General features: G+C 69.3%; 23 protein-coding genes. 12 read left to right on the forward strand and 11 right to left on the reverse strand.

The window, feature by feature from the left end; all coding sequences use genetic code 11:
- Positions 1–262: 262 nt before the first annotated feature.
- From DTA15_RS32000 to fliE, 5 genes are all read right to left on the reverse strand, one after another.
- Positions 263–580, reverse strand: coding sequence for an EscU/YscU/HrcU family type III secretion system export apparatus switch protein (locus DTA15_RS32000; RefSeq protein ID WP_006482030.1), 318 nt, complete (start codon positions 578–580; stop codon positions 263–265).
- The gene (gene fliK, locus DTA15_RS32005; protein ID WP_012492344.1) at positions 577–1,929 is read right to left on the reverse strand and encodes a flagellar hook-length control protein FliK; all 1,353 of its coding nucleotides are present in this window, start codon (positions 1,927–1,929) and stop codon (positions 577–579) included. The genes DTA15_RS32000 and fliK overlap by 4 nt, the downstream gene beginning before the upstream one ends.
- A 132-nt stretch (positions 1,930–2,061) precedes the next feature.
- Entirely contained in the window at positions 2,062–2,394 is a 333-nt protein-coding gene (locus tag DTA15_RS32010; RefSeq protein WP_006486993.1) for a flagellar protein FliT, read from the reverse strand.
- On the reverse strand, positions 2,391–2,825 hold the full coding sequence (gene fliS / locus DTA15_RS32015; protein ID WP_006486995.1) for a flagellar export chaperone FliS: 435 nt from the start codon (positions 2,823–2,825) through the stop codon (positions 2,391–2,393). Before fliS ends, DTA15_RS32010 begins: the two co-directional genes overlap by 4 nt.
- A gap of 239 nt (positions 2,826–3,064) precedes the next feature.
- Positions 3,065–3,409, reverse strand: a complete 345-nt coding sequence (fliE, locus tag DTA15_RS32020; RefSeq protein WP_006486991.1) for a flagellar hook-basal body complex protein FliE — start codon at positions 3,407–3,409, stop codon at positions 3,065–3,067.
- Positions 3,410–3,657: 248 nt separating this feature from the next.
- Here fliE and fliF point away from each other — a divergent pair, with 248 nt between their 5' ends.
- Genes fliF through DTA15_RS32055 form a run of 6 tightly spaced genes read left to right on the forward strand, consistent with a single transcriptional unit; the run spans position 3,658 to position 10,474 of the window.
- Positions 3,658–5,421, forward strand: coding sequence for a flagellar basal-body MS-ring/collar protein FliF (gene fliF / locus DTA15_RS32030; protein WP_006495531.1), 1,764 nt, complete (start codon positions 3,658–3,660; stop codon positions 5,419–5,421).
- Positions 5,411–6,406 (forward strand): flagellar motor switch protein FliG, encoded by a 996-nt coding sequence (gene fliG, locus DTA15_RS32035; protein ID WP_006484813.1) that lies wholly within the window; start codon positions 5,411–5,413, stop codon positions 6,404–6,406. Before fliF ends, fliG begins: the two co-directional genes overlap by 11 nt.
- A complete protein-coding gene (gene fliH / locus DTA15_RS32040; RefSeq protein ID WP_006493319.1) occupies positions 6,399–7,082 on the forward strand; it encodes a flagellar assembly protein FliH in 684 nt (227 codons plus the stop codon). Before fliG ends, fliH begins: the two co-directional genes overlap by 8 nt.
- A gap of 32 nt (positions 7,083–7,114) precedes the next feature.
- On the forward strand, positions 7,115–8,620 hold the full coding sequence (gene fliI / locus DTA15_RS32045) for a flagellar protein export ATPase FliI (protein WP_012492343.1): 1,506 nt from the start codon (positions 7,115–7,117) through the stop codon (positions 8,618–8,620).
- A 5-nt stretch (positions 8,621–8,625) separates the two neighbouring features.
- On the forward strand, positions 8,626–9,084 hold the full coding sequence (gene fliJ / locus DTA15_RS32050; RefSeq protein ID WP_006489106.1) for a flagellar export protein FliJ: 459 nt from the start codon (positions 8,626–8,628) through the stop codon (positions 9,082–9,084).
- A 31-nt stretch (positions 9,085–9,115) separates the two neighbouring features.
- On the forward strand, positions 9,116–10,474 hold the full coding sequence (locus tag DTA15_RS32055) for a flagellar hook-length control protein FliK (RefSeq protein WP_012492342.1): 1,359 nt from the start codon (positions 9,116–9,118) through the stop codon (positions 10,472–10,474).
- A gap of 29 nt (positions 10,475–10,503) precedes the next feature.
- Here the strand turns inward: DTA15_RS32055 and DTA15_RS32060 are convergent, their stop codons facing one another.
- Complete coding sequence (locus DTA15_RS32060) at positions 10,504–12,144, reverse strand: GMC family oxidoreductase (protein ID WP_006485445.1); 1,641 nt, start codon at positions 12,142–12,144, stop codon at positions 10,504–10,506.
- 223 nt (positions 12,145–12,367) lie between these two features.
- Between DTA15_RS32060 and DTA15_RS32070 the strand changes: the two genes are divergently transcribed.
- Together DTA15_RS32070 and DTA15_RS32075 are read left to right on the forward strand one after the other, a co-directional pair.
- Positions 12,368–12,874: a hypothetical protein gene (locus tag DTA15_RS32070; protein WP_174900807.1), complete on the forward strand. Its 507-nt coding sequence runs from the start codon at positions 12,368–12,370 to the stop codon at positions 12,872–12,874.
- The gene (locus DTA15_RS32075; protein ID WP_006485442.1) at positions 12,871–14,313 is read left to right on the forward strand and encodes a coniferyl aldehyde dehydrogenase; all 1,443 of its coding nucleotides are present in this window, start codon (positions 12,871–12,873) and stop codon (positions 14,311–14,313) included. Before DTA15_RS32070 ends, DTA15_RS32075 begins: the two co-directional genes overlap by 4 nt.
- Before the next feature lie 66 nt (positions 14,314–14,379).
- On the opposite strand, the gene DTA15_RS32080 is transcribed toward DTA15_RS32075, so the two are convergent.
- Entirely contained in the window at positions 14,380–15,402 is a 1,023-nt protein-coding gene (locus DTA15_RS32080) for a serine/threonine protein kinase (protein WP_006485443.1), read from the reverse strand.
- Between the two features lie 56 nt (positions 15,403–15,458).
- The gene (locus tag DTA15_RS32085; protein WP_006477514.1) at positions 15,459–15,671 is read right to left on the reverse strand and encodes a hypothetical protein; all 213 of its coding nucleotides are present in this window, start codon (positions 15,669–15,671) and stop codon (positions 15,459–15,461) included.
- Between the two features lie 808 nt (positions 15,672–16,479).
- Here DTA15_RS32085 and DTA15_RS32090 point away from each other — a divergent pair.
- Entirely contained in the window at positions 16,480–17,367 is an 888-nt protein-coding gene (locus DTA15_RS32090; RefSeq protein ID WP_012492341.1) for a DMT family transporter, read from the forward strand.
- 353 nt (positions 17,368–17,720) lie between these two features.
- On the forward strand, positions 17,721–17,906 hold the full coding sequence (locus DTA15_RS32095; protein ID WP_006482800.1) for a hypothetical protein: 186 nt from the start codon (positions 17,721–17,723) through the stop codon (positions 17,904–17,906).
- Positions 17,907–18,012: 106 nt separating this feature from the next.
- Here DTA15_RS32095 and mgrA read toward each other — a convergent pair whose 3' ends face one another.
- On the reverse strand, positions 18,013–19,056 hold the full coding sequence (mgrA, locus tag DTA15_RS32100; RefSeq protein WP_006482799.1) for an L-glyceraldehyde 3-phosphate reductase: 1,044 nt from the start codon (positions 19,054–19,056) through the stop codon (positions 18,013–18,015).
- A gap of 193 nt (positions 19,057–19,249) precedes the next feature.
- On the opposite strand from mgrA, the gene DTA15_RS32105 reads away from it, so the two are divergent.
- Positions 19,250–19,456: a DUF3185 family protein gene (locus tag DTA15_RS32105; RefSeq protein ID WP_006482797.1), complete on the forward strand. Its 207-nt coding sequence runs from the start codon at positions 19,250–19,252 to the stop codon at positions 19,454–19,456.
- Positions 19,457–19,616: 160 nt separating this feature from the next.
- Here DTA15_RS32105 and DTA15_RS32110 read toward each other — a convergent pair whose 3' ends face one another.
- Positions 19,617–20,390, reverse strand: a complete 774-nt coding sequence (locus DTA15_RS32110) for a phytanoyl-CoA dioxygenase family protein (protein WP_006482801.1) — start codon at positions 20,388–20,390, stop codon at positions 19,617–19,619.
- A 352-nt stretch (positions 20,391–20,742) separates the two neighbouring features.
- Here DTA15_RS32110 and DTA15_RS32115 point away from each other — a divergent pair, with 352 nt between their 5' ends.
- Positions 20,743–21,084, forward strand: a complete 342-nt coding sequence (locus tag DTA15_RS32115; RefSeq protein WP_006492161.1) for a hypothetical protein — start codon at positions 20,743–20,745, stop codon at positions 21,082–21,084.
- A 111-nt stretch (positions 21,085–21,195) separates the two neighbouring features.
- Here DTA15_RS32115 and metK read toward each other — a convergent pair whose 3' ends face one another.
- Positions 21,196–22,383, reverse strand: a complete 1,188-nt coding sequence (metK, locus tag DTA15_RS32120; protein ID WP_006482984.1) for a methionine adenosyltransferase — start codon at positions 22,381–22,383, stop codon at positions 21,196–21,198.
- Positions 22,384–22,633: the final 250 nt, after the last annotated feature.

The following is a 22,633-nucleotide window of genomic DNA, read 5'->3' on the forward strand; positions in this document are numbered from 1 at the left end:
TATCCATTCGTTCAAAACGACAGGCGGCGCGCAGGGAGTGCGCGCCGCCCGGGCAGCATGAAAATGAGAATGGATATCATTACATAAATCGACCGCCGGCTCAATCCATACGCATACGAAGCGACAAGGCCGGGGCGCGCGCGAACGAGAAGGAAGGGCGTGCGTTGCCTTGCGATGACGATCGATCAATGGCAGATACCGACAGAATGATCCCGCAAGCATCGGACAGCATTTCGTAATAAGCCGCCCGTCGGCGGGCCGTTCAGCGCAACGGCGGCAGCGGGAAACGCGGCGCGGCGTCGTCCGGCGCGGGTTCGGCGCGATCGAGCGCGTACAGCCACGCGAGCAGGTCAGCGACCGCCTGATAAAGCTGCGGCGGAATCCGGTCGTCGAGATCGACCTGCATCAGCAGCGACACCATCTCCGGCGCCGTATGCACGTACAGCCCCGCATCGTGCGCGCGCGCGACGATCATCTCGGCGAGCACGCCGTAGCCCTTCGCGACCACGCGCGGCGCCGCATCGCCGCCTTTCGGGTCGTAGACGAGCGCGGCCGCACGCTTGCGGGACGTCGCGCTCATGGCAGCGCCTCGTCATCGTCGCCCGGCACCCGCACGTCGGCGCCGCCGGCCGCGCCGCGCGCATACGCGGCGGCGGCGGCCTGCGCGGCGAACAGGTCGAAGCCGTCCGGCCCGTCGTCGACCGCACGGATCGACAGCCCGCCCACCTTGAGCCCCGAGCCTTCGAGCCGCTGCCGCAGCGCGGCTTCGTTACGCGTGAGACGGTCGGCGCCCGTCTGGTTCGCGCGCAGCCGCGCGACGAGCTGCGCGCCGTTCAGCACCAGCTCGGCATCGACCGTGCCGAGCGACGGCAGCGTCAGCGTCAGGCGCGTGCGCCACGCGATGCCGTCGCCCGCGTCGTCGTCCCCGCCGCCGCGCGGCGCACGGTGGCCGCGCTCGCCGGGTTCGATCGTCCAGTCGAGCCGCGCGCCGGGCCACGCCTCGCCGGTCCAGCGAAACTGGTCGGTCGCGAGCGCGTCGAGCTGTTGCCGAACGAGCGGCACGGCGGCCGGATGCACGGTTGCGAGCGGCGGCTGCGGATCGGACGACGCGGCGGCCAGCTCGGCACGCGCGGGCGTCCAGCGCGCATCGGCGTGCGCAGCCAGCGGATCGGCCGGGTCGGACGGCAGCGACGCGCCCTGCCGGGCCGCCGCAAGTGCGGGCTGCGCGGGCTCGCGCGCGGGTGCGCCGCCCTGCGCCGGCGGTTGCGCGCTTGCCCGCGCGGCGGCCGGCAGCAGCGGGCGCTGCGCGAGCAGTTCATCGAGCACGTCGGGCGATGCGTGCGGGACGGCTTCCGGGTCGACCGGCGCGAGCGCGGTCGCGAGGCGTGCCTGCGGCTCCCGCATCAGCGCCGCGAGCGGACGCTGGCCGGCCAGCCACTGTGCGAGATGGGATTCGTAGAACAGGCCGCTTTCGCTCACGGCCTGCGCGAGCGCCGCCCGCAGCGCCGCGACCGGCGGCGGCGCGAGCGCATCGCGCGCGGCCGCGGCGGACGACGCTTGAGCCGAAGCCGGCGTGGCAGGCGCGGCGGGACCGGACGCCGCCGGCGCACGCGCCGGCACGGGCGTATCGCTGAGCAGCACGGCGGGATCGGCCAGCAGCGGCAGCCGGCCGACGATCGCCGGTGTCGCATCGCCGCCCGAGCGCGAGATCGCGTCGAGCACGCGTCCGACCTCGGACAGCGCGGTCTGCGTGGAAGCCGGCGGCGCGGCGGGCGGGCTGCCGGCCGGCGGCGCGGACGATGCGCCGGCGCCCGGCGTGCCGACCTGCGCGGTGGCGCCGCCGCCGGCGGGCGCCGAAACGGTGCCGGTCAGCAGGCTGTCGAGGCGGCTCGCCAGCAGCGCGGCCGCAACGGAGTCGATACCGGTCATGATCGGAGCCTGCTTATATCAGCCACATCGTTGCGAATCCGGGCGCGGCACGCAGGTGCCGCTGCGGGAACAGCGCGCGCCGCGTGCGGCACCGGACCCGGACGCTTCGCGCCCGTCCCCCGGAACCCGGCCCTACCCGCGCGCGCGGTAGAGATCGGTCAATACCTGGGTCGAGCGCCGCGCCTCGAACAGCGCGGACAGCCGCGCGACGTCCGGGCTCGCGAGATCGCGGATCGCGGCGTCGTCGGCCAGGATGCGGCGGATCAGGTCGAGCTTGCGGCCGAGATCCGATTCGTCGAGCGCGACGCCCGGATCGGCCTCCTTCAACCCGTCGACAAGCTGCATGAATTCGGCCTGCAACCCCGGCAACGCGCTCCAGTCGGCGCCGCGCGCGGCGCACAGCATCCGGCCCGACACGGCGGCGAGCGCCTCGTAACGCGCGAAGTATTCGGCCTTGTGATTCATCGTGATGCTTCCGCTACCTGTTGCGCGGCCATCCGCGCGACTTCCGGGGCGATGCCCGTCCATGCTTCCTCGAGCGTCGCGAGCAAGCCGTCGACCTCGACCAGCATCGCGTCGCTCGCCTGCGCGTTCGCTTCCAGCAGGCGCCGGCCGATATACGCGTACAGCGCATTGAGCCGGTCGGCGATCTCGCCGCCCGCGTCGCGGTTCAGCGACGCCTGCAGGCCGCTCTCGACGATCCGGATCGCCTTGCCGATCGCCTCGCCGCGCCCGGCCACGTTGTCCTGCTGCAGATGCATGCGCGCCAGCGCGATCGCCTGCCGCGCGCCCTGGTACAGCATCGCGATCAGCCGGTGCGGGGAGGCGCCCATCACCCCGGTCTCGACGCCGACACGCGCGTACGCACTGGCTCCAGCGTGTCCTGGGGAAAACATGCGCTTCTCCTTGTTATTGCCTGCTATACGGGAGCCGCCGCCGTGCGTTGCACGGCGCGGCCTTCACCGGAGTTATCGGAAGGGATTTGAAAAGCTTTAGGTGCGCGGAGGGCCGCCGGCGAGCCTGCGATGCCGGCTCGCCGGACTCGTTCGGCAGGCCCTGAACCGTCCGCGGATGACCCCGGATGCGCGTCGCCGGATGGCCGTCCCCGGATGCCCGTCCCCGGATGGCCGTCCCCTCACACCGACATCTGCATGATGTCGTTGTAAGCGCTCACTAGCTTGTTGCGGACCTGAAGCCCGAACTGGAAGCCGATATTGGCTTTCTGCATGTCGACCATCACGTCGTTCAGCGAGATGTTCGGCGCGCCGACCTCGAACGCCTTCGCCTCGCCGAGCGCGTGCTGCTGGTCGCCGCTGATCTTGTCGAGCGATGCCTTCATCGCGCTCGCGAACGTGCCGGCCGTCGCCGCGCCCGAGCCGGCCAGCGCCGCCGTCGGGCTCGCGACGCCGCCGGACGCCTGTGCGGCCATCGACTGCATCTGTTGCAACACCGAACCGATTCCGCTGACGTTCGCAGTCATGCTGTCCCCAGACATAGAGAAGAGGCCCGGACGCACCGGGCGACCCGCCGGCGCCGCACCACGCGCACCATGCCGGATCGCGAAAAAGGATAGCAGCGCGGCGCGCGTCAAAGCCGCGAAAGTACGGGGGAAACCCCGCTCTTTTCGGTCGATCGGAGTGCGCCCCCGGTCACGATAATCGCATCGTGTCATTGTCCGCCCGCTCGTCCGAGCGAGCTCAGTCGTCCCGCTCCGGAGAAACTCGACGCATGGATTCGCAGGCCAACTCGCTGATCAACCCAGACGCCCGCGCGGGCCTCAGCCCGGCGCCCGGCGCCGCCGCGGCCGCCGCGTTGCCGGGCGCGGGTGGCGCAGGCGCGGACTTCGGGCTGGGCGGCTTCGCGGAACGCATTCCCGGCATCTCGCGGATGAAGGGCAACCCGAAGCTGCCGTTCGTGATCGCCGTCGCGTTCGCGATCGCCGCGATCACCGCGCTCGTGCTGTGGAGCCGCGCGCCCGACTACCGCGTGCTGTACAGCAACCTGTCGGACCGCGACGGCGGCGCGATCATCGCCGCGCTCCAGCAGGCAAACGTTCCCTACAAGTTCGCCGATGCCGGCGGCGCGATCCTCGTGCCGTCGAACCAGGTGCACGAGACGCGCCTGAAGCTCGCCGCGATGGGGCTGCCGAAGGGCGGCTCGGTCGGCTTCGAGCTGATGGACAACCAGAAATTCGGCATCAGCCAGTTCGCCGAGCAGATCAACTACCAGCGCGCGCTCGAAGGCGAGCTGCAGCGCACCATCGAATCGATCAACGCCGTGCGCGGCGCGCGCGTGCATCTCGCGATCCCGAAGCCGTCGGTGTTCGTGCGCGACAAGGAAGCGCCGAGCGCGTCGGTGTTCGTCGACCTCTACCCGGGCCGCGTGCTCGACGAGGGCCAGGTGCAGGCGATCACGCGGATGGTGTCGTCCGGCGTGCCCGACATGCCGGCCAAGAACGTGACGATCGTCGACCAGGACGGAAACCTGCTGACCCAGACCGCGTCCGCTTCCGGCCTCGACGCGAGCCAGCTCAAGTACGTGCAGCAGGTCGAGCACAACACGCAGAAGCGCATCGACGCGATCCTCGCGCCGATCTTCGGCGCCGGCAACGCGCGCTCGCAGGTCAGCGCCGATCTCGATTTCTCGAAGATCGAGCAGACGTCGGAAAGCTACGGCCCGAACGGCACGCCGCAGCAAGCCGCGATCCGCAGCCAGCAGACCAGCAGCGCGACCGAGCTCGCGCAGGGCGGCGCGTCGGGCGTGCCGGGCGCGCTGTCGAACACGCCGCCGCAGCCGGCCTCCGCGCCGATCGTCGCCGGCAACGGCCAGAACGCGCCGCAGACCACGCCGGTCAGCGACCGCAAGGACCAGACGACCAACTACGAGCTCGACAAGACGATCCGCCATACCGAACAGCCGATGGGCAGCGTGAAGCGGCTGTCGGTCGCGGTCGTCGTCAACTACCAGCCGGTCGCCGACGCGAAGGGCCACGTGACGATGCAGCCGCTGCCGCCCGCGAAGCTCGCGCAGGTCGAGCAGCTCGTGAAGGACGCGATGGGCTACGACGAGAAGCGCGGCGACTCGGTGAACGTCGTGAACAGCGCGTTCTCGACCGTGAGCGACCCGTACGCCGACCTGCCGTGGTGGCGCCAGCCCGACATGATCGCGATGGCGAAGGAAGCCGCGAAGTGGCTCGGCATCGCGGCGGCTGCGGCGGCGCTGTACTTCATGTTCGTGCGCCCGGCGATGCGCCGCGCGTTCCCGCCGCCCGAGCCGGCCGCGCCGGCGCTCGCGGCGCCGGAAGACGCGGTCGCGCTCGACGGCCTGCCCGCGCCGGACAAGGCGGCGGAGGAACCGGACCCGCTGCTGCTCGGCTTCGAAAACGAGAAGAACCGCTACGAACGCAACCTCGACTATGCGCGCACGATCGCCCGCCAGGATCCGAAGATCGTCGCCACCGTCGTGAAGAACTGGGTGTCCGATGAACGCTGAAGGCTTGACCAAGAGCGCGCTGCTGCTGATGTCGATCGGCGAGGAAGAGGCCGCGCAGGTATTCAAGTTCCTCGCGCCGCGCGAGGTCCAGAAGATCGGCGCCGCGATGGCCGCGCTGAAGAACGTCACGCGCGAGCAGGTCGAGGACGTGCTGCAGGACTTCGTGAAGGAAGCCGAGCAGCACACCGCGCTGTCGCTCGATTCAAGCGAGTACATCCGCTCGGTGCTGACGAAGGCGCTCGGCGAGGACAAGGCCGGCGTGCTGATCGACCGCATCCTGCAGGGCAGCGACACGAGCGGCATCGAGGGCCTGAAGTGGATGGATTCGGGCGCGGTGGCCGAGCTGATCAAGAACGAGCATCCGCAGATCATCGCGACGATCCTCGTGCACCTCGACCGCGACCAGGCCTCGGAGATCGCGTCGTGCTTCACCGAACGGCTGCGTAACGACGTGCTGCTGCGGATCGCGACGCTCGACGGCATCCAGCCGGCCGCGCTGCGCGAACTCGACGACGTGCTGACGGGCCTGCTGTCCGGCAGCGACAACCTGAAGCGCAGCCCGATGGGCGGCATCCGCACCGCGGCCGAGATCCTGAACTTCATGACGAGCGTGCACGAGGAAGGCGTGCTCGAAAGCGTGCGCCAGTACGACGCCGATCTCGCGCAAAAGATCATCGACCAGATGTTCGTGTTCGAGAACCTGCTCGACCTCGAGGACCGCGCGATCCAGATGGTGCTCAAGGAAGTCGAGTCGGAAACACTGATCGTCGCGCTGAAGGGCGCGCCGCCCGCGTTGCGCCAGAAGTTCCTCGCGAACATGTCGCAGCGCGCGGCCGAACTGCTCGCCGAGGATCTCGACGCGCGCGGCCCGGTGCGCGTGTCCGAAGTCGAGACGCAGCAGCGCCGCATCCTGCAGATCGTGCGCAACCTCGCCGAGAGCGGCCAGATCGCGATCGGCGGCAAGGCGGAAGACGCGTATGTCTGATTCGGCGAGCGATCGCGTGGGCACCCTCACCGCGTACCAGCGGTGGGAGATGGCGTCGTTCGACCCGCCGCCGCCCCCGCCGCCGCCCGACCACGCGGCGGCCGCTGCCGCCGCGCTCGCCGAGGAACTGCAGCGCGTGCGCGACGCCGCGCACGCCGAAGGCCATGCGGCCGGCCACGTCGAAGGCCAGGCGCTCGGCTACCAGGCCGGTTTCGAGCAGGGCCGCGAACAGGGTTTCGAGGCCGGCCAGGCCGACGCCCGCGAACAGGCCGCGCAGCTCGCGGCGCTCGCCGCGTCGTTCCGCGAAGCCGTGTCCGCCGTCGAACACGATCTCGCATCCGAGCTCGCGCAGCTCGCGCTCGACATCGCGCAGCAGGTCGTGCGCCAGCACGTGAAGCACGACCCGGCCGCACTGGTCGCCGCCGTGCGCGACGTGCTCGCGGCCGAACCCGCGCTGTCCGGCGCGCCGCATCTCGCGGTGAATCCGGCCGACCTGCCCGTCGTCGAAGCGTATCTGCAGGACGATCTCGACACGCTCGGCTGGAACGTGCGCACCGACGCGTCGATCGAGCGCGGCGGCTGCCGCGCGCACGCCGCGACCGGCGAGGTCGACGCGACGCTGCCCACGCGCTGGCAGCGCGTCGCCGCCGCGATCGGCAAGGTGAGCACGTGGTGACGCGCTCGCCCGACGCGTTCGCGCACGACGGCATGACGCCGCTCGAACGCGAGCTCGCGCTCGCGTCGTTCGGGCCGGCGGCCGCGCACGATCCCGCGGACGACGCCACGCCGCACGCCGCATCCGCGGCTGCCGACGCCGCCCCGCGCGCGCCGCACAATCCGCATCTCGCGCACTGGCGCACGCACCTGAACGGGCTCGCCGCGCGCAGCCACCGCGCGCTGCCGCTGCGGCCGTGCGGACGCCTCACGCGCGCGGCCGGCCTCGTGCTCGAGGCGATCGGGCTGCGCCTGTCGGTCGGCGCCGAATGCACGATCGAACTGCCGCCCGGCAGCACGCTGCCGCACGCGGAAGCCGAAGTCGTCGGCTTCGCCGGCGACCGCCTGTTCCTGATGCCGACCACCGACGTCGCCGGCGTCCTGCCCGGCGCCCGCGTGTGGCCGCGCGAAAGCGCGCCCGTCGCCGATCCGCTCGCGGGCGCGAAGCGGCTGCCGGTCGGCTGGGAGATGCTCGGGCGCGTCGTCGACGCGTCGGGCCGCCCGCTCGACGGCCTCGGCCCGCTCGCGTCGAAAGTCGATGCGCCGCTGTCGGCGCCGTCGATCAATCCGCTCGATCGCGAGCCGATCCACCACGTGCTCGACGTCGGCGTGCGCGCGATCAACGCGCTGCTCACCGTCGGCCGCGGCCAGCGGATGGGCCTGTTCGCCGGCTCCGGCGTCGGCAAGTCGGTGCTGCTCGGCACGATGGCGCGCTATACGAGCGCGGAAGTGATCGTGATCGGCCTGATCGGCGAACGCGGCCGCGAAGTGAAGGAATTCATCGAACAGATCCTCGGCGAGGACGGGCTCGCGCGCTCGGTCGTCGTCGCGGCGCCGGCCGACGTGTCGCCGCTGTTGCGGATGCAGGGCGCCGCGTACGCGACGTCGCTCGCCGAGTATTTCCGCGACCAGGGCAAGCACGTGCTGCTGCTGATGGATTCGCTGACGCGCTATGCGATGGCGCAGCGCGAGATCGCGCTGGCGATCGGCGAGCCGCCCGCGACGAAAGGCTATCCGCCGTCGGTGTTCGCGAAGCTGCCCGCGCTCGTCGAGCGCACCGGCAACGGCCCCGAAGGCGGCGGCTCGATCACCGCGTTCTACACGGTGCTGACCGAGGGCGACGACCAGCAGGACCCGATCGCCGATTCGGCGCGCGCGATCCTCGACGGCCACATCGTGCTGTCGCGTGCGCTCGCCGAGGCCGGCCACTATCCCGCGATCGACATCGAGGCGTCGATCAGCCGCGCGATGACCGCGCTGATCGACGAAACGCATCTCGACCACGTGCGGCAGTTCAAGCAGATGCTGTCGCGCTACCAGCGCAATCGCGACCTGATCGCGGTCGGCGCCTACGCGCCCGGCCGCGACGCGCAGCTCGACCGCGCGATCGCGCTCTACCCGCGCATCGAAGCGTTCCTGCAGCAGGGCTTTCGCGAATGCGCGCCGTTCGCATCGAGCCTCACTGCGCTCGATGCGCTGTTCGACGCTTACGGAGGCTGATCCCGATGGCCCACGGCTTTCCCCTTCAGCTGCTGCTCGACCGCGCGCAGGAAGACCTCGACTCGGCCGCGAAGCAGCTCGGCGCCGCGCAGCGCGACCGCACCGCGGCGGCCGAACAGCTCGACGCGCTGCTGCGCTATCGCGACGAATACCACGCACGCTTCGCGCAATCCGCGCAAAGCGGGATGCCGGCCGGCAACTGGCGCAATTTCCAGGCGTTCATCGACACGCTCGATGCCGCGATCGCGCAGCAGCGCAGCGTGCTCGCCGCGGCCGAAGTCCGCATCGACGAGGCGCGCCCGAACTGGCAGCAGAAGAAGCGTACCGTCGGCTCGTATGAAATCCTGCAGGCGCGCGGCGTCGCGCAGGAAGCGCAACGCGACGCCCGGCGCGAACAGCGCGACGCCGACGAACACGCCGCGAAGATCCTGCGCATGCGGGCCGACGCGGCCCGCTCGTCGTAACCGACCACCGCCTTCGAACGAGAGAACCGTCATGCCTCCCCTGCCCCTGCTCGGCGCGCTGCTCGACACCGCCGGCGCCGCACTCAAGGCCGCCCGCGGCTCGGGTGCGTCCGCCGCCGGCGCCGATGCGGCCGCTGCCACGAGCGCCGTGCCGTTCGCTCAGACGCTCAAGCAAAGCGTCGCCACGCGCGGCGATACGGCCAACGCCGGTACGCCGGACGCGTCGACCAGACCGGCTTCGTCGAAGCCGGCCGCCGGCGCGAAACCGTCCGGCACCGACGACGACAAGGCGACCGACGACACGCCCGCGAACGCCGCCACCGCGAACCCCGATGCCGCCGCCCTCGCGACCGCCGCGGCCGTGCAGGCGCAACTGCAGGCGCGCCCGGACACCGCGACGCCGGCCGACGCGGCGACCGCCGCCGCGGCCGCCACCACGCAAAAGACGGCCGTGTCCGGCCAGCCTGACGCCACGGCGACGCTCGCCGATCATGCGGCCAAGGACGCGACCGCGCAGCCGAGCGACCCGGCATCGAGCCGCGACGCGCTGCAAGCGGCGCTCGCCAAGCTGACGGGTGGCGCGGGCGCGATCACGATGCCGGCGACCGGCACGAGCGCCGCCGCCACGCCGGCAGCGACCGCATCGAACGCCGCCGCCCCGCTGACACCGAAAGTGCCGACGTTCGACCGCACGCTCGCCGACGCGAAAGGCGCGCTCGCCACCCAGCCCGCGCCGACCCAGGTCACGCCGCAAACGCTGCAGGCCGACGCGAACGCGCAGTCCGGCGCCCAGCACGCGCTCACGGCAGCCAGCAACGCGACGGACCCGGCCGCCAGCGCGACGCTCGCGGCGGGCGCCACGGCTGCCGCCGCCGCGCAGGCAAACCTGCAACTGTCGCCGGCCGCCGGCGCGATCGCCGCCGCCAACGCACACGCGCTCGCGCCGCACGTCGGCACGGCCGACTGGACGGATGCACTAAGCCAGAAAGTGGTGTTCCTGTCGAACGCGCACCAGCAGAGCGCCGAGCTGACGCTCAACCCGCCCGATCTCGGGCCGCTGCAGGTCGTGCTGCGCGTCGCGGACAACCATGCGCACGCGCTGTTCGTGTCGCAGCACGCGCAGGTGCGCGACGCGGTCGAAGCCGCGCTGCCGAAGCTGCGCGAAGCGATGGAAGCAGGCGGACTCGGGCTCGGCAGCGCAACCGTCAGCGACGGCGGCCTCGCGTCGCAGCAACAGCAGCCCAACCCGCAGCAGACTTTCGCCGGCGGCCAGTCGTCGCGACGCGGGAACGGCGGACCGTCAGCCGTCGATGCACCTGTCGACGCCGCGCAATCCGCACCGGTCGCCGCGCGCGCGAGCCGCGCCGGCCTCGTCGATACGTTTGCCTGAGCATGGCCGCTACCGTGCGCGCGCCGCGCCTAGCGGCCGTGCACCGCGGTAGCCGCCTCGCCGCGCGGCACACCGCCGCGGCGCGCCGCGACGATGAAGTCCGCCGCGCGTTCGCCGATCATCACCGACGGCGCATTCGTGTTCCCGCCCACCAGCGTCGGCATCACCGACGCATCCACCACGCGCAATCCGTCGACGCCGCGCACGCGCAGTTGCGGATCGACGACCGCGCGCGCATCGGAGCCCATCCGGCAGGTGCCGACCGGGTGATAGATCGTGTCCGCATGCGCGACGATCGTCGCGCGCAGCTCCGCTTCGCTCTGGTCCGGCCGCGTGTACAGCTCGCGCCCGCCCTGCGACGCGAGCGGCGCCTGCGACAGGATGCGGCGCATCGCCTGCGCGCCGCGCACCAGCAGGTCGAGATCGCGTGAATCGCTGAAGAAGCGCGGATCGATCAGCGGCGCGTCGCGCGCATCGCCGCTCGCGAGCGCGACCGTGCCGCGGCTGAACGGCCGCAGCGCGCACACGTGCAGCGAATAGCCGAAGCCCCAGTGCATCTTGCGGTTGTGGTCGTCGACGAGCGCCGTGCAGAAATGCAGTTGCAGGTCGGGACGCGCGAGCGACGGATCGCTCTTGATGAAACCGCCGGCCTCCGCGACGTTGCTCGTCATCATCCCGGTGCGGCTCGAGAAATAGCGCGCGAGCGCCGGCGTCATCTTCGCGATGCCGCGCACGCACACGCCGACCAGCTCCGACGAATTCACGCGCGTGTTGATGATGAAATCGATGTGGTCGATCAGGTTCGTGCCGACGTCCGGCGCATCCTGCACGACCGCGATCCCGTGGCGGCGCAGTTGCTCCGCCGGGCCGATTCCCGAACACATCAGCAGTTGCGGCGAATTGAACGCGCCGGCCGACAGGATCACTTCCGCGCGTGCGCCGAGCGTCTCGACCCGCCCGTTGCGCGACACCACGACGCCGACCGCGCGCTTGCCGTCGAAGCCGACGCGCAGCACCGTCGCATCCGTGAGCACGTGCAGGTTCGGCCGGTTGCGGCCGTAGATATACGCGCGCGCCACGCTGCAACGCGAACCGTCGCGATGCGTGACCTGATAGAAGCCGACGCCTTCCTGCGTCGCGCCGTTGAAGTCGTCGTTCAGCGGATAGCCGGCGGCATGCGCGGCCTGGATGAATCGTTCGGAGAACGGATTGCGAAAGCGCAGATCGGAAACGGTCAACGGGCCGTCCGCGCCGTGCCACGCGTCGGCGCCGCGTTCGTTGCCTTCCGCGCGGCGGAAATACGGCAGCACGTCCTGCCAGCCCCAGCCCGTCGCGCCGAGCTGCGCCCACTCGTCGTAATCGCCCGGGTGGCCGCGCGTATAGATCATCGCGTTGATCGCGCTCGAGCCGCCCATCCCGCGCCCGCGCGGCTGGTAACCGCGCCGCCCGCCGAGGCCCGGCTGCGGCACCGTCTCGTAGCCGTAGTTCGTGCCGAGCTTGAACGGCACCAGCGCCGCGATGCCGACCGGCATGTTGACCAGCAGGTTGCGCTCCGTATGCGAGCCGGCCTCGATCAGTGCGATCGTCGCATCGGGGCAGGCATCGGCGAGACGGCCGGCCAGGCTCGAGCCGCCCGAACCGCCGCCGACGATGATGTAGTCGTATTGCATGTCACGTCTCCGTCGTGTCATGGAAGGCGCGCCGGCACCGCCGCGCGACCGCGTCCCCTCTTGTGTTCGGGCATTGTAGGAATGGCCGTCCCGTGCGCGGCGCGCGGATTCAAGAGCGATTCCTCTAAACGCCCGCGTGAACTAAATTTAAGATGTATCGAATCGCTTCGCGCGATGCACCGGCCACGAGAAGCCGACTCGTCGCGAAACGGGAGGAACGACGATGCAGCGCCAGATCCTGCAGGCCGCGTGTCGACCGGATGATCCGGAGGTCGCGCGCGCGGCCCGCATTTCATTTCAAACGGCGGCCTGCGCGACGACGTACGGCGTCATGCGCGCAGTCGGTGGAAATCGAACGGCACGCGCCATCGCCGACCGTTTGGACGGTGTGTCGACGTCGCTGCACGATGAGCGGCGACGGGTCGTCGCGTACCCGTCGCGCGGCCCTGCTGCGGTGCACCGGCAGGCGTGCGCGCAACGGCAACGCGCGCCCGCTCGTCACCGTATCGGATCGTGCGCGCCTGCCGTGCGGCGCACTTTTCGGACGGGGACACCGTCGCGCGGATACGACGCTTGCCGCATACCGCAACCGGCTTTCGAACACCCGTCGCATCCGGCCCCGTGCCGCGCGACCCGCATCACCCGATCCGCGTCGCCGCGCTCGCCGAGCGTGCGCGTGCGGCGTGACGGCCGGCCGATCAGCCAGGCCCAACTGGAGGAGACGACATGAAGAACGACCTGCCCGAACTGGCCCCGCAAGCACTGCCGTCGGTCGATGCGCTGACGTCGCTGCTGCACGACCAGCGCGCGGCGTACCTGCGCGCACCGTACCCGGCATGGGACACGCGTGCGCAGCACCTGCGCGCGCTGCGCACGATGCTGATCGATCACGCGGATGCGCTCGCCGACGCGATCAGCGCCGATTTCGGCCATCGCGCAAAGCAGGAAGTGCTGCTGTCGGAAATCTGGATGGCGAAGGAAGAGATCGACGACGCGCTGAAGCACGGCAAGCGCTGGATGAAGCCGATCCGCAAGCCGATGAACAAGTGGCTGCGCCCGGCGCGCGCGAAGGTGATTCCGCAGCCGCTCGGCGTGGTCGGCATCGTCGTGCCGTGGAACTATCCCGTGCTGCTCGCGGCGGGCCCGCTGATCTGCGCGCTCGCCGCCGGCAACCGCGCGATCATCAAGATGTCCGAACTGACGCCGCGCACGTCGGCGCTGTTCGAGCAGCTCATCGGCAAAACCTTCACGCGCGACCACGTCGCGGTCGTGAATGGCGACGCGGAGATCGGCGCCGCGTTCAGCGCGCTGCCGTTCGATCACCTGTTGTTCACCGGCTCGACGCAGGTCGGCCGCCACGTGATGCGCGCGGCCGCGGACAACCTCACGCCCGTCACGCTCGAGCTCGGCGGCAAGTCGCCGGCGATCGTCGGCCCGAATGCGCGCTTCGACGCGGCCGTCGATGCGATCGTCGCCGGCAAGACGCTGAACGCCGGCCAGACCTGCATCGCGCCCGACTACGTGCTGCTGCCGCGCGGGATGGAAGGCGCGTTCATCGAACGCGCGCGGACCCGCTTCGCGAAGCTGTATCCGGACCTGTCGGCCAACGGCGACTACACGACGATCGTGTCGCCGCGCCACTACGCCCGCCTGCAGCAACTCGCGAGCGACGCGCAGGCGGCCGGCGCGCAGTTGCACCCGCTGTCCGACGCGCAGTCCGATCCCGCATCGCGCCGCTTCGTGCCGTGCGCGCTCACGCAGGTGCCCGCCACGTCGCAACTGATGCAGGAGGAAATCTTCGGGCCGCTGCTGCCGCTCGTGCCGTACGAGCGGCTCGACGAAGCGATCGCGTACGTCAATGCGCGCCCGCGTCCGCTCGCGCTGTACCTGTTCGACGAGGATGGCGGCACGATCGACCGCGTGATGCGCGAAACGATCTCGGGCGGCGTCTCGATCAACGAAACGCTGATGCACATCGCATGCGGCAGTTTGCCGTTCGGCGGGGTCGGGGCGAGCGGCATGGGTGCGTACCACGGCTACGACGGCTTCGTGACGTTCTCGAAGATGAAGCCGGTGCTCACGCAGGCGCGCCTGAACGCGCGCAACCTGCTCGCGCCGCCGTACGGCAAGCGCTTCGCCGCGCTGATCAAGCTGATGCTGAAGTTCTGAGCCGGACGGGCCGCGTCGCGGCCCTGTCCAACCTGCCGCGCGGCAGGGATGCCGCGCGCGCAACGGTCACACGGGCCAGAGCGGCCCTTCCTGCATCGCGCCGATCTGCTCGCGCAGTTCGAGCACGCGCGCTTCCCAGTAACGATGCGTGTTGAACCACGGGAACGCGGCCGGAAACGCCGGATCGTCCCAACGCCGCGCGAGCCACGCCGCGTAGTGGATCAGCCGCAGCGTGCGCAGCGCTTCGACGAGATACAGCTCGCGCGGCTCGAATTCGCAGAAATCCTCGTAGCCGGCGAGCAGGTCCGCCAGCGCGCGCGACGCGCCTTCGCGATCGCCCGGCAGCAGCAACCACAGATCCTGCACGGCCGGCGCCATCCGGCTGTCGTCGAAGTCGACGAAATGCGGGCCGGCATCGGTCCACAGCACGTTGCTCGGATGACAGTCGCCATGCGTGCGCAGCAGGCGAATCTCGCCCGCGCGCTCGAACGCCGCCTCGACGCCTTCGAGCGCCAGCGCGACCGCGGTCTCGTACGCCGGTCTTACGTCATCCGGAATGAAATCGTGCGCGAGCAGGTAGTCGCGCGGCTCGTAGCCGAACGTGCCGATGTCGAGCACGGGACGCGCGACATACGGCTGCGTCGCACCGACCGCATGAATGCGGCCGATGAAGCGGCCGAGCCATTCGAGCGTGTCGCTGCGGTCGAGATCGGGTGCGCGCCCGCCGCGCCGCTCGAAGATCGAGAAGCGGAAACCGTCGAACGCGTGCAGCGTGCGGCCGTCGAACGATCGCGCGGGCACCGCCGGAATCTCGCGCGCGGCGAGTTCGGCGACGAACGCATGCTCTTCGAGAATCGCGTCGTCCGACCAGCGCGCCGGGCGATAGAACTTCGCGACGACCGGCGGGCCGTCTTCGATACCGACCTGGTAGACGCGGTTTTCGTAGCTGTTGAGGGCAAGCAAGCGCCCGTCGGTGCGCAGGCCGGCCGGCATCAGCACGCTGTCGAGCGCGTCGAGCACGCATTCGGGCGTGAGGCCGGCGAACGGCGGGCTGGCGGGAGAAGCGGGAGCGGAGGTGGCGTCTGTCATGCCCCGCATTGTGCCGCCTGCCGGACCGAAAGACGAGCGTCCGGTGCGATGGGTGCTTAGTGAAGCGCCGCGCCGGCCGGCAGAACGGATTCGCCGGTGTCGATCAGGTCCTCGAGAAAGAACGGCTCGGTGTTGAGTTCTTTCGACTCACCCGGCACGCCCGCGTACCAGGTCACCATGGCCATGTCGCCCAGGATGCGCTGGACGATGCCGCGCGCGCCTTTCGGCACCGCGATATGGGTAGTGCAGACGATCGACCCGATATGCATGATGGTTCCCCACTCTTGAATCTTGAAACCCGGCCCGCTGGCGAGCCGGCAAATGCCCGATCCGCGCCGCTTTCGGCGGAGCGTTGCGCGTGATCCCATTGTTCACGGTTTATCGAAGCGCGAAAAGAAGAAGAAGCAGGCGAAGTGCCGCGAATTCGTCGAATGTCTCCAATCAACCACTGCGTCGGGCACGTACTTGCCCGCCCGGTTACCCCCATCATACCCTGTCGAATGTGACTGACCACCGAAACGGTACCGCGCCACCACACGCCCATGATTGACGCAACGCGCGTGCCGCTTCGCTTCGCCGCTGCCGAATCATCGGAACACTGCACGCGACCGACCGGAATCACGTCGCGTGCGTCGCATGTCGATCGCTTTCCACCGTTCGTCGAACGCTTGCGTGCGTACCGGCATCGGCCTGCATCGACGCACGACGCCGCTCGCGATATGCAGTCGCCGACAAGAGTTGCGCTCGATGGCTGCCTTGCGGTACCTTAAGCTTTCATTCGCGTTCAACCGCACTCCGACACGATGTATCCGCTCACGTCCGCCCTCGCAAAATCCCGGCCGCAGTTCGACTCGCGGCCGCAGGCGTGCGTGCATCCGTCGGTCCTTCCTCCTCCTGTCGCACCGCCGCTCATCTGCGCTGCGCCGCCCCCTCCGGCGGCACGCGCCGGCTGACTCGCCGGCTTTTCGTTTTCGTCTTCCCTTCGCGCCGTGGGCTGCAGGTGCGTGCGTCATGACGCACAGCACGTTGCCGCGCGCGCGGATGGAACGTTTCGATCCGTTCGACAGGTGGATTCACATGGTTTCGTTCAAACGCGCGCTGGCCGCGCATGGCGCGACGTCGCTCTTCGTACTGCTGTGGAGCAGCGGCGCGATCTTCGCTGAACTCGGTCTGCGTCACGCGTCCGCGTTCGCCTTTCTCACCGCCCGTTTCGCGCTCGCATCGCTCGTGCTGCTCGCGCTGGCGTTCATGCGCAAACGCTGGCTGCCGCCGCGCGGCGAGCGGCGCATGGCCGCGCTGACCGGCTTGCTGATGATGGGCGGCTATTCGATCTTCTATCTGCTCGCACTCGAGCGCGGCATCGCGCCCGGGGTGCTCGCGACGATCCTCGGCGTGCAGCCGATCCTCACGCTCGCGATCGTCGAGCGTCGCTGGCAACCGGTGCGCATCGCGGGGCTCGCGCTGTCGCTCACCGGCCTCGCGCTCGTCGTGGGCCGCGGCGTGAGCGGCGGGACGGGCGGCCTGTCGGCGGGCGGCATCGCGTGCGCGCTGACGGCGCTCGTCGCGCTGACCGTCGGCTCGCTGCTGCAAAAGCGCGTGCGCGCGGCGCCCGCCGACGTGCTGCCGCTGCAGAACGCGATCGGCCTCGCGCTGTGCGTCGCGATCGTGCCGTTCCGGCCGGTGTCGTTCGACATCAGCTGGGCGTTCGTCGTGCCGCTGCTGTGGCTCGGCATCGTGATTTCGGTGATCGCGCAACTGCTGTTCTACCGCTTGATGCAGCGCGGCGATCTCGTCAACGTGACGAGCCTGTTCTATCTCGTGCCGGTCGTCACCACGCTGATGGACGCCGTGTGGCTCGGCAACCGGCCCGAGCCGCTCGCGCTCGCCGGCATGGGCGCGATCATCGCCGGGCTCGCGCTCGTGTTCCGCGCGCCGGCCGCCCGCCCGCAACCCGACCGCGCCTGAGCGGCGGGCCGCCGCGCCCGCGGGTGCGGCGGCCCGTATCGGACACATACGACGATTCCGCGAAAATCGAAAGGAACGGGAAAGATACGCGCAAGGCGTTCGTCTTGTTCGCACGAAAAACGCGTGATTCGCGGGGCTTTCTACTGATTTTTAATGGTTCGGATAGCGAAAAACGCCACCGGTTGCCTATACTCGAATTGACCGGCCTGCTCGTAACGGGCCGGACCAACTAGAAACACCCGGCATGGGGCCGGGGTGAGCGCACGCGTGCCGTTTCAGGCCGATATCCCGCAGGGATGGAGCCGCCCAGGCAAGCACTGAAGCGCCCACTTCGGCCGACACTGGAGACACGCATGACGACCTATTTCACGATCGGCGACTTCATCCTGTTGATTCCGATGGCGCTGGCCGGAGCGCTATTTCTCGGCGCGGTACCGTGCGCCACCCAGTTCCGCCACAACCTGCTGCGCGTACTCGGCGTCATTCTCGGCGTCGGCGTCGCGGTATTGCTCGTTGAAGGCCTGCCTGCGCTGATCTAGCGCCTCGCCGTGCGCGACGCCCATCGCTGCACCGCAGCGATGGGCCGCATCGCGTGTGCGGCGGCGATACGGCACACGATATTTCGCATCCCGTATCGACTTCCGGTCAGATCGCCTGATCGGTGGACGGCTTTTCCCACAGATTGATGCCGCCTTCCGTCGCGTAACGATCGATCTCCGCGAGTTCCTCCGCCGAGAATTCGAGGTTCTGCAACGCACCGACGTTCTCGCGCACCTGCTCGGCCCGGCTCGCGCCGATCAGCGCGGAGGTCACGCGGCCGTTACGCAGCACCCACGCCAGCGCCATCTGCGCAAGGCTCTGCCCGCGCCGTTCGGCGATCGTATTGAGCTTGCGCACGTGCTCGAGGTTGTCCGCACTCAGGTGCTCCTGCTTCAGCGAGCCGCCGCCCGGCTTGTTCACGCGCGCGTCGGCCGGCACGCCGTTCAGGTACTTCGACGTGAGCAAGCCCTGCGCGAGCGGCGTGAACGCGATGCTGCCCGCGCCGACGTCGTCGAGCGTACCGAGCAGATCCTCTTCGATCCAGCGGTTCAGCATGTTGTACGACGGCTGGTGAATCAGCAGCGGCACCTTGTATTGCGCGAGCAGCGCGGCCATCTCGCGCGTCTTCGCGGCCGAATACGACGAAATGCCGATGTAGAGCGCCTTGCCCTGCTGCACGGCCGACGCCAGCGCGCCCGCCGTTTCCTCGAGCGGCGTGTGCGCGTCGAAACGGTGCGAATAGAAGATGTCGACGTAGTCGAGCCCCATCCGCTGCAGGCTCTGGTCGAGGCTCGCGAGCACGTACTTGCGCGACCCGCCGCCGCTGCCGTACGGCCCCGGCCACATGTCCCAGCCGGCCTTCGTCGAGATCAGCAGCTCGTCGCGATACGGCCGGAAATCCTCCTTCAGCAGCCGGCCGAAGTTGGTTTCGGCGCTGCCGTACGGCGGCCCGTAGTTGTTCGCGAGGTCGAAGTGGTTGATGCCGAGGTCGAACGCGGTGCGCAGGATCTCGCGCTGCGTCGAGATCGGCGTCGAATCGCCGAAGTTGTGCCACAGGCCGAGCGACAGGGCGGGCAGTTTGAGCCCGGACTTGCCGCAGGTGCGGTATTGCATGCCGGCATAACGTTCGGAAGCTGCTTCGTAGGCCATGAGTCTGTTCCGTCAGGACATCGGGGAAAGGGACGCGCGCCGGCCACGCCAATGACGCGACGGCGGCGAAGGAGTCATACGACGACTATGGTAGCGAAAGCGGCCGGATCACGCACGGCGGCGCGACGATGGACGCGACCGCGGTCGTCGCCTACACTGCGGCGTCTCGAATCACCGTTTCAGCGAGGTTGGTATGTCCCGGGTCATCTCGGTTGCACTGCTCGTCGGCGGCGTCGTGCTGCTGTATTTCGGCGGCCAGTCGTTCCATTCGATCAACGACAACGTGTCGCGCTTCTTCACCGGCTCGCCGGCGACGAAGACGATCCTGCTGATCGCCGGCGGCGCCGTGGCGTCGTTCGTCGGCCTGATCGGCCTCGCGATGCCGGGCGGCAAGCGCTGATCGCGCCGCAGCGCGACGCACGTACGACTCGCGTCACGCGCGGGCCGCATCAAACGAAACGGGCTGCCTGGCCGCCCGTTGCTTCATTCTCGTTCGCCCGCGATGCACCCGCATCGTCTGCGCATCGCGACCGCGCCGCGCCGCGCCGCCGGAGCGGCGCCTAGAACTGCACTTCCGGCTTCGACGCCGAGCGCGTGCCGGGCACCGGCCGGTTGCTTGCGCCGTGGTACGTGTACACGAGCGAGAACTTCACCTGGTCGGAACGGTTCTGCCCCGCCGAATGCAGCGTGTTGCAGTGGAAGAACACGACGTCGCCCGTCTGCAGCGGCGGACAGGTGGCCGCTTCGATCATCCTGCGGTTCTCCGGCACATCACTGCGGAAGAATTTCGCGTCATCGAACGCTTCCGGCCCGAATTCGGCCGTATGCGAACCCGGCACGAGCCACAGCGCACCGTTCTCGTTGGTTTCGGGCCCGAGCGCGAGCCACACCGACACCATGTCCGGGCGCTCGAACGCCCAGTAGCGGAAATCGCGATGCCAGCCGGTCAGGCTGCCGTACGCCGGATGCTTCGTCATCATGCAGTTGTGATGCGCACGCGACAGCACCGGCTCCTCGCCGAAATACGCGCGCATCCACGCGCCGATTTCGGGCGCGATCGCGCGCTCGGCAAACGCCGGATCGCGCGAATACGCATCGAGCAGCCGCCGCACCGTATGCCCGCCCGGCGCGTGCTTCGATTCGGGCGCGCCCGGGTAGCGCAGGTCGGCCTCGAACTCGATCGGCTCGGCGGCCTCCCGCAACTGGCGCTCCGCGATCTGCCGGAGCGCCGCGCACTGCGCTTCGCCGACGAGGCCGCGCGCGACGACGAAGCCGCGCTCGCGCAATTCCGCGACTTGCGCGCGGATCGATTCCGACTGCAATGGAGACGACATGGGATGCCAGACGTTTATTGTGTGAATGTGACGATTGTAAATCGGCGCCGGATACCGCGAACAGCACCATTGTCGTGCGCAGGGGCATGCCAATCGCGGATTTGACCCAGCTCAAGGGAACTGTGCGGCGCGGCACCTGCCTGAGCGACAGGCGGTATGCGGCACACGCCTTGCGGCACAAGGGTTTATCGCGACTTTTGCCCGTCATGAATCCCCTGTAGCCTGACGCGGCCTGTCAATTCTGGCGGGCGCGGCGCGCAACGGGTTTCGGTAAGATCCGTTGTGCCATCCGAGGCCGTTCATACCAGTGCGCTCTCCAGGGCGCCACCCATACAAGCGAAGCATCGTTCACATGCCATTCCGTCTGACTTCCCGTTTCAACCGCGCTGCGAAGCGCGTCGTGCCGTCCGCTCCTGCCCGCTCGCTGCGCCATCACCGCGCGCGCACGCAGGCGCTGGCCGAGCGTACGCACACGCACAGCCGGCTGGACGGCATCCGTGCGTGGTTCCACGCGTTTTTCTCGATGATGAGCGCGCAGGCGTTCGCCCGCCGCGCCGGCCTGCGCTCGCTGCTGCAGAAGCCGTCGTCGCTGCGCGCGCTCGCGCTGCGCCGCACGCTCGGCCCGCAGCGCCGCGTCAACCGCCCGCGCCGCCTTGCCGCGAGCAACGGCTGGTTCGGGTTCGGCGCGCGCTGAGCGAGTGTCTGGCGGGCACGGCCCGCCCCGATCGCCGCCATTGCTTCGACGATCGAAACCCATAAAAAAACCCCGGCTTAGCCGGGGTTTTTCATTTCGGGCGGACGACGCTTACGCGACGCGTGCCGTCGGCTCCACGCCGGCCGCTTCGGCCAGTGCGAGCGCCTTGTCGGTCGCTTCCCACGAGAATTCCGGCTCTTCGCGACCGAAGTGGCCGTAAGCTGCCGTCTTCTCGTAGATCGGGCGCAGCAGGTCGAGCATCTTGATGATGCCCTTCGGACGCAAGTCGAAATGCTCGCGCACGAGCTTCGTGATCACCGCATCCGACACGCGGCCCGTGCCGAACGTGTTGACCATCACCGAGGTCGGCTCGGCCACGCCGATCGCGTACGACACCTGGATCAGCGCGCGCGACGCGAGGCCGGCGGCGACGATGTTCTTCGCGACGTAACGGCCGGCATACGCTGCCGAACGGTCGACCTTCGACGGATCCTTGCCCGAGAACGCGCCGCCGCCGTGCGGTGCGGCGCCGCCGTACGTGTCGACGATGATCTTGCGGCCGGTCAGGCCGCAATCGCCCTGCGGGCCGCCGATCACGAACCGGCCGGTCGGGTTCACGAGGAACTTGATGTCGCCCTTGATCAGGTCGGCCGGCAGCGTCGGCTTGATGATTTCCTCGATCACGGCTTCGCGCAGCGCGGGCAGCTCGATGTCCGGTGCGTGCTGCGTCGACAGCACGACGGTGTCGATCGAATCGGGCTTGCCGTCGACGTAGCGCACGGTGACCTGCGACTTCGCGTCCGGACGCAGCCATTGCAGGCGGCCGTCGCGGCGCAGGCTGGCCTGGCGCTCGACGAGGCGGTGCGACAGGTAGATCGGCAGCGGCATCAGTTCCGGCGTTTCGTCGCACGCATAGCCGAACATCAGGCCCTGGTCGCCCGCGCCTTGATCGAGGTTGTCGTCGTGTGCACGATCGACGCCCTGCGCGATGTCCGGCGATTGCTTGTCGTACGCGACGAGCACCGCGCAACCCTTGTAGTCGATGCCGTAGTCGGTGTTGTCGTAGCCGATGCGCTTGATCGTATCGCGCGCGATCTGGATGTAGTCGATGTTGGCCGTCGTGGTGATTTCACCGGCCAGCACGACGAGACCCGTGTTGCACAGCGTTTCCGCCGCAACGCGGGAATATTTGTCTTGCTCGAGGATGGCGTCGAGAATCGCGTCCGAGATTTGGTCCGCGACCTTGTCCGGATGGCCTTCGGAGACGGATTCGGACGTGAAGAGATAATCGTTTGCCACTTTTTCAGGCTCCTGTGTGGTTACGGTTGGTTTCACGTAGCCAGCTTCGTTGGGCCTGAAGCGGCGACGCTTTAGCGGATTACCAGGACCGGGCAGCGCGTGTCGCGCCAACCGGCTTCGCCCCGCAAGTTGTCAGTTAACTCGGCGAAGCCCGTATTATAGCGGCTTTCCTGAATTGTCACAGAGCGCCGCCCGTGCTGCATCTTCCGCTGTCTTACCACCCTGTTCGCAACGTGCCGGCCAGCCGGCC

Origin of the sequence: Burkholderia cenocepacia, assembly GCF_900446215.1 — a bacterium.
GTDB classification, from domain to species: domain Bacteria; phylum Pseudomonadota; class Gammaproteobacteria; order Burkholderiales; family Burkholderiaceae; genus Burkholderia; species Burkholderia cenocepacia.

Excerpts from the sequence above, each read along its gene's own strand:
- DTA15_RS32000 (WP_006482030.1), bottom strand. The coding sequence starts at position 580 with ATGAGCGCGACGTCCCGCAAGCGTGCGGCCGCGCTCGTCTACGACCCG.
- fliK (WP_012492344.1), bottom strand. The coding sequence starts at position 1,929 with ATGACCGGTATCGACTCCGTTGCGGCCGCGCTGCTGGCGAGCCGCCTC.
- DTA15_RS32010 (WP_006486993.1), bottom strand. The coding sequence starts at position 2,394 with ATGAATCACAAGGCCGAATACTTCGCGCGTTACGAGGCGCTCGCCGCC.
- fliS (WP_006486995.1), bottom strand. The coding sequence starts at position 2,825 with ATGTTTTCCCCAGGACACGCTGGAGCCAGTGCGTACGCGCGTGTCGGC.
- fliE (WP_006486991.1), bottom strand. The coding sequence starts at position 3,409 with ATGACTGCGAACGTCAGCGGAATCGGTTCGGTGTTGCAACAGATGCAG.
- fliF (WP_006495531.1), top strand. The coding sequence starts at position 3,658 with ATGGATTCGCAGGCCAACTCGCTGATCAACCCAGACGCCCGCGCGGGC.
- fliG (WP_006484813.1), top strand. The coding sequence starts at position 5,411 with ATGAACGCTGAAGGCTTGACCAAGAGCGCGCTGCTGCTGATGTCGATC.
- fliH (WP_006493319.1), top strand. The coding sequence starts at position 6,399 with ATGTCTGATTCGGCGAGCGATCGCGTGGGCACCCTCACCGCGTACCAG.
- fliI (WP_012492343.1), top strand. The coding sequence starts at position 7,115 with ATGACGCCGCTCGAACGCGAGCTCGCGCTCGCGTCGTTCGGGCCGGCG.
- fliJ (WP_006489106.1), top strand. The coding sequence starts at position 8,626 with ATGGCCCACGGCTTTCCCCTTCAGCTGCTGCTCGACCGCGCGCAGGAA.
- DTA15_RS32055 (WP_012492342.1), top strand. The coding sequence starts at position 9,116 with ATGCCTCCCCTGCCCCTGCTCGGCGCGCTGCTCGACACCGCCGGCGCC.
- DTA15_RS32060 (WP_006485445.1), bottom strand. The coding sequence starts at position 12,144 with ATGCAATACGACTACATCATCGTCGGCGGCGGTTCGGGCGGCTCGAGC.
- DTA15_RS32070 (WP_174900807.1), top strand. The coding sequence starts at position 12,368 with ATGCAGCGCCAGATCCTGCAGGCCGCGTGTCGACCGGATGATCCGGAG.
- DTA15_RS32075 (WP_006485442.1), top strand. The coding sequence starts at position 12,871 with ATGAAGAACGACCTGCCCGAACTGGCCCCGCAAGCACTGCCGTCGGTC.
- DTA15_RS32080 (WP_006485443.1), bottom strand. The coding sequence starts at position 15,402 with ATGACAGACGCCACCTCCGCTCCCGCTTCTCCCGCCAGCCCGCCGTTC.
- DTA15_RS32085 (WP_006477514.1), bottom strand. The coding sequence starts at position 15,671 with ATGCATATCGGGTCGATCGTCTGCACTACCCATATCGCGGTGCCGAAA.
- DTA15_RS32090 (WP_012492341.1), top strand. The coding sequence starts at position 16,480 with ATGGTTTCGTTCAAACGCGCGCTGGCCGCGCATGGCGCGACGTCGCTC.
- DTA15_RS32095 (WP_006482800.1), top strand. The coding sequence starts at position 17,721 with ATGACGACCTATTTCACGATCGGCGACTTCATCCTGTTGATTCCGATG.
- mgrA (WP_006482799.1), bottom strand. The coding sequence starts at position 19,056 with ATGGCCTACGAAGCAGCTTCCGAACGTTATGCCGGCATGCAATACCGC.
- DTA15_RS32105 (WP_006482797.1), top strand. The coding sequence starts at position 19,250 with ATGTCCCGGGTCATCTCGGTTGCACTGCTCGTCGGCGGCGTCGTGCTG.
- DTA15_RS32110 (WP_006482801.1), bottom strand. The coding sequence starts at position 20,390 with ATGTCGTCTCCATTGCAGTCGGAATCGATCCGCGCGCAAGTCGCGGAA.
- DTA15_RS32115 (WP_006492161.1), top strand. The coding sequence starts at position 20,743 with ATGCCATTCCGTCTGACTTCCCGTTTCAACCGCGCTGCGAAGCGCGTC.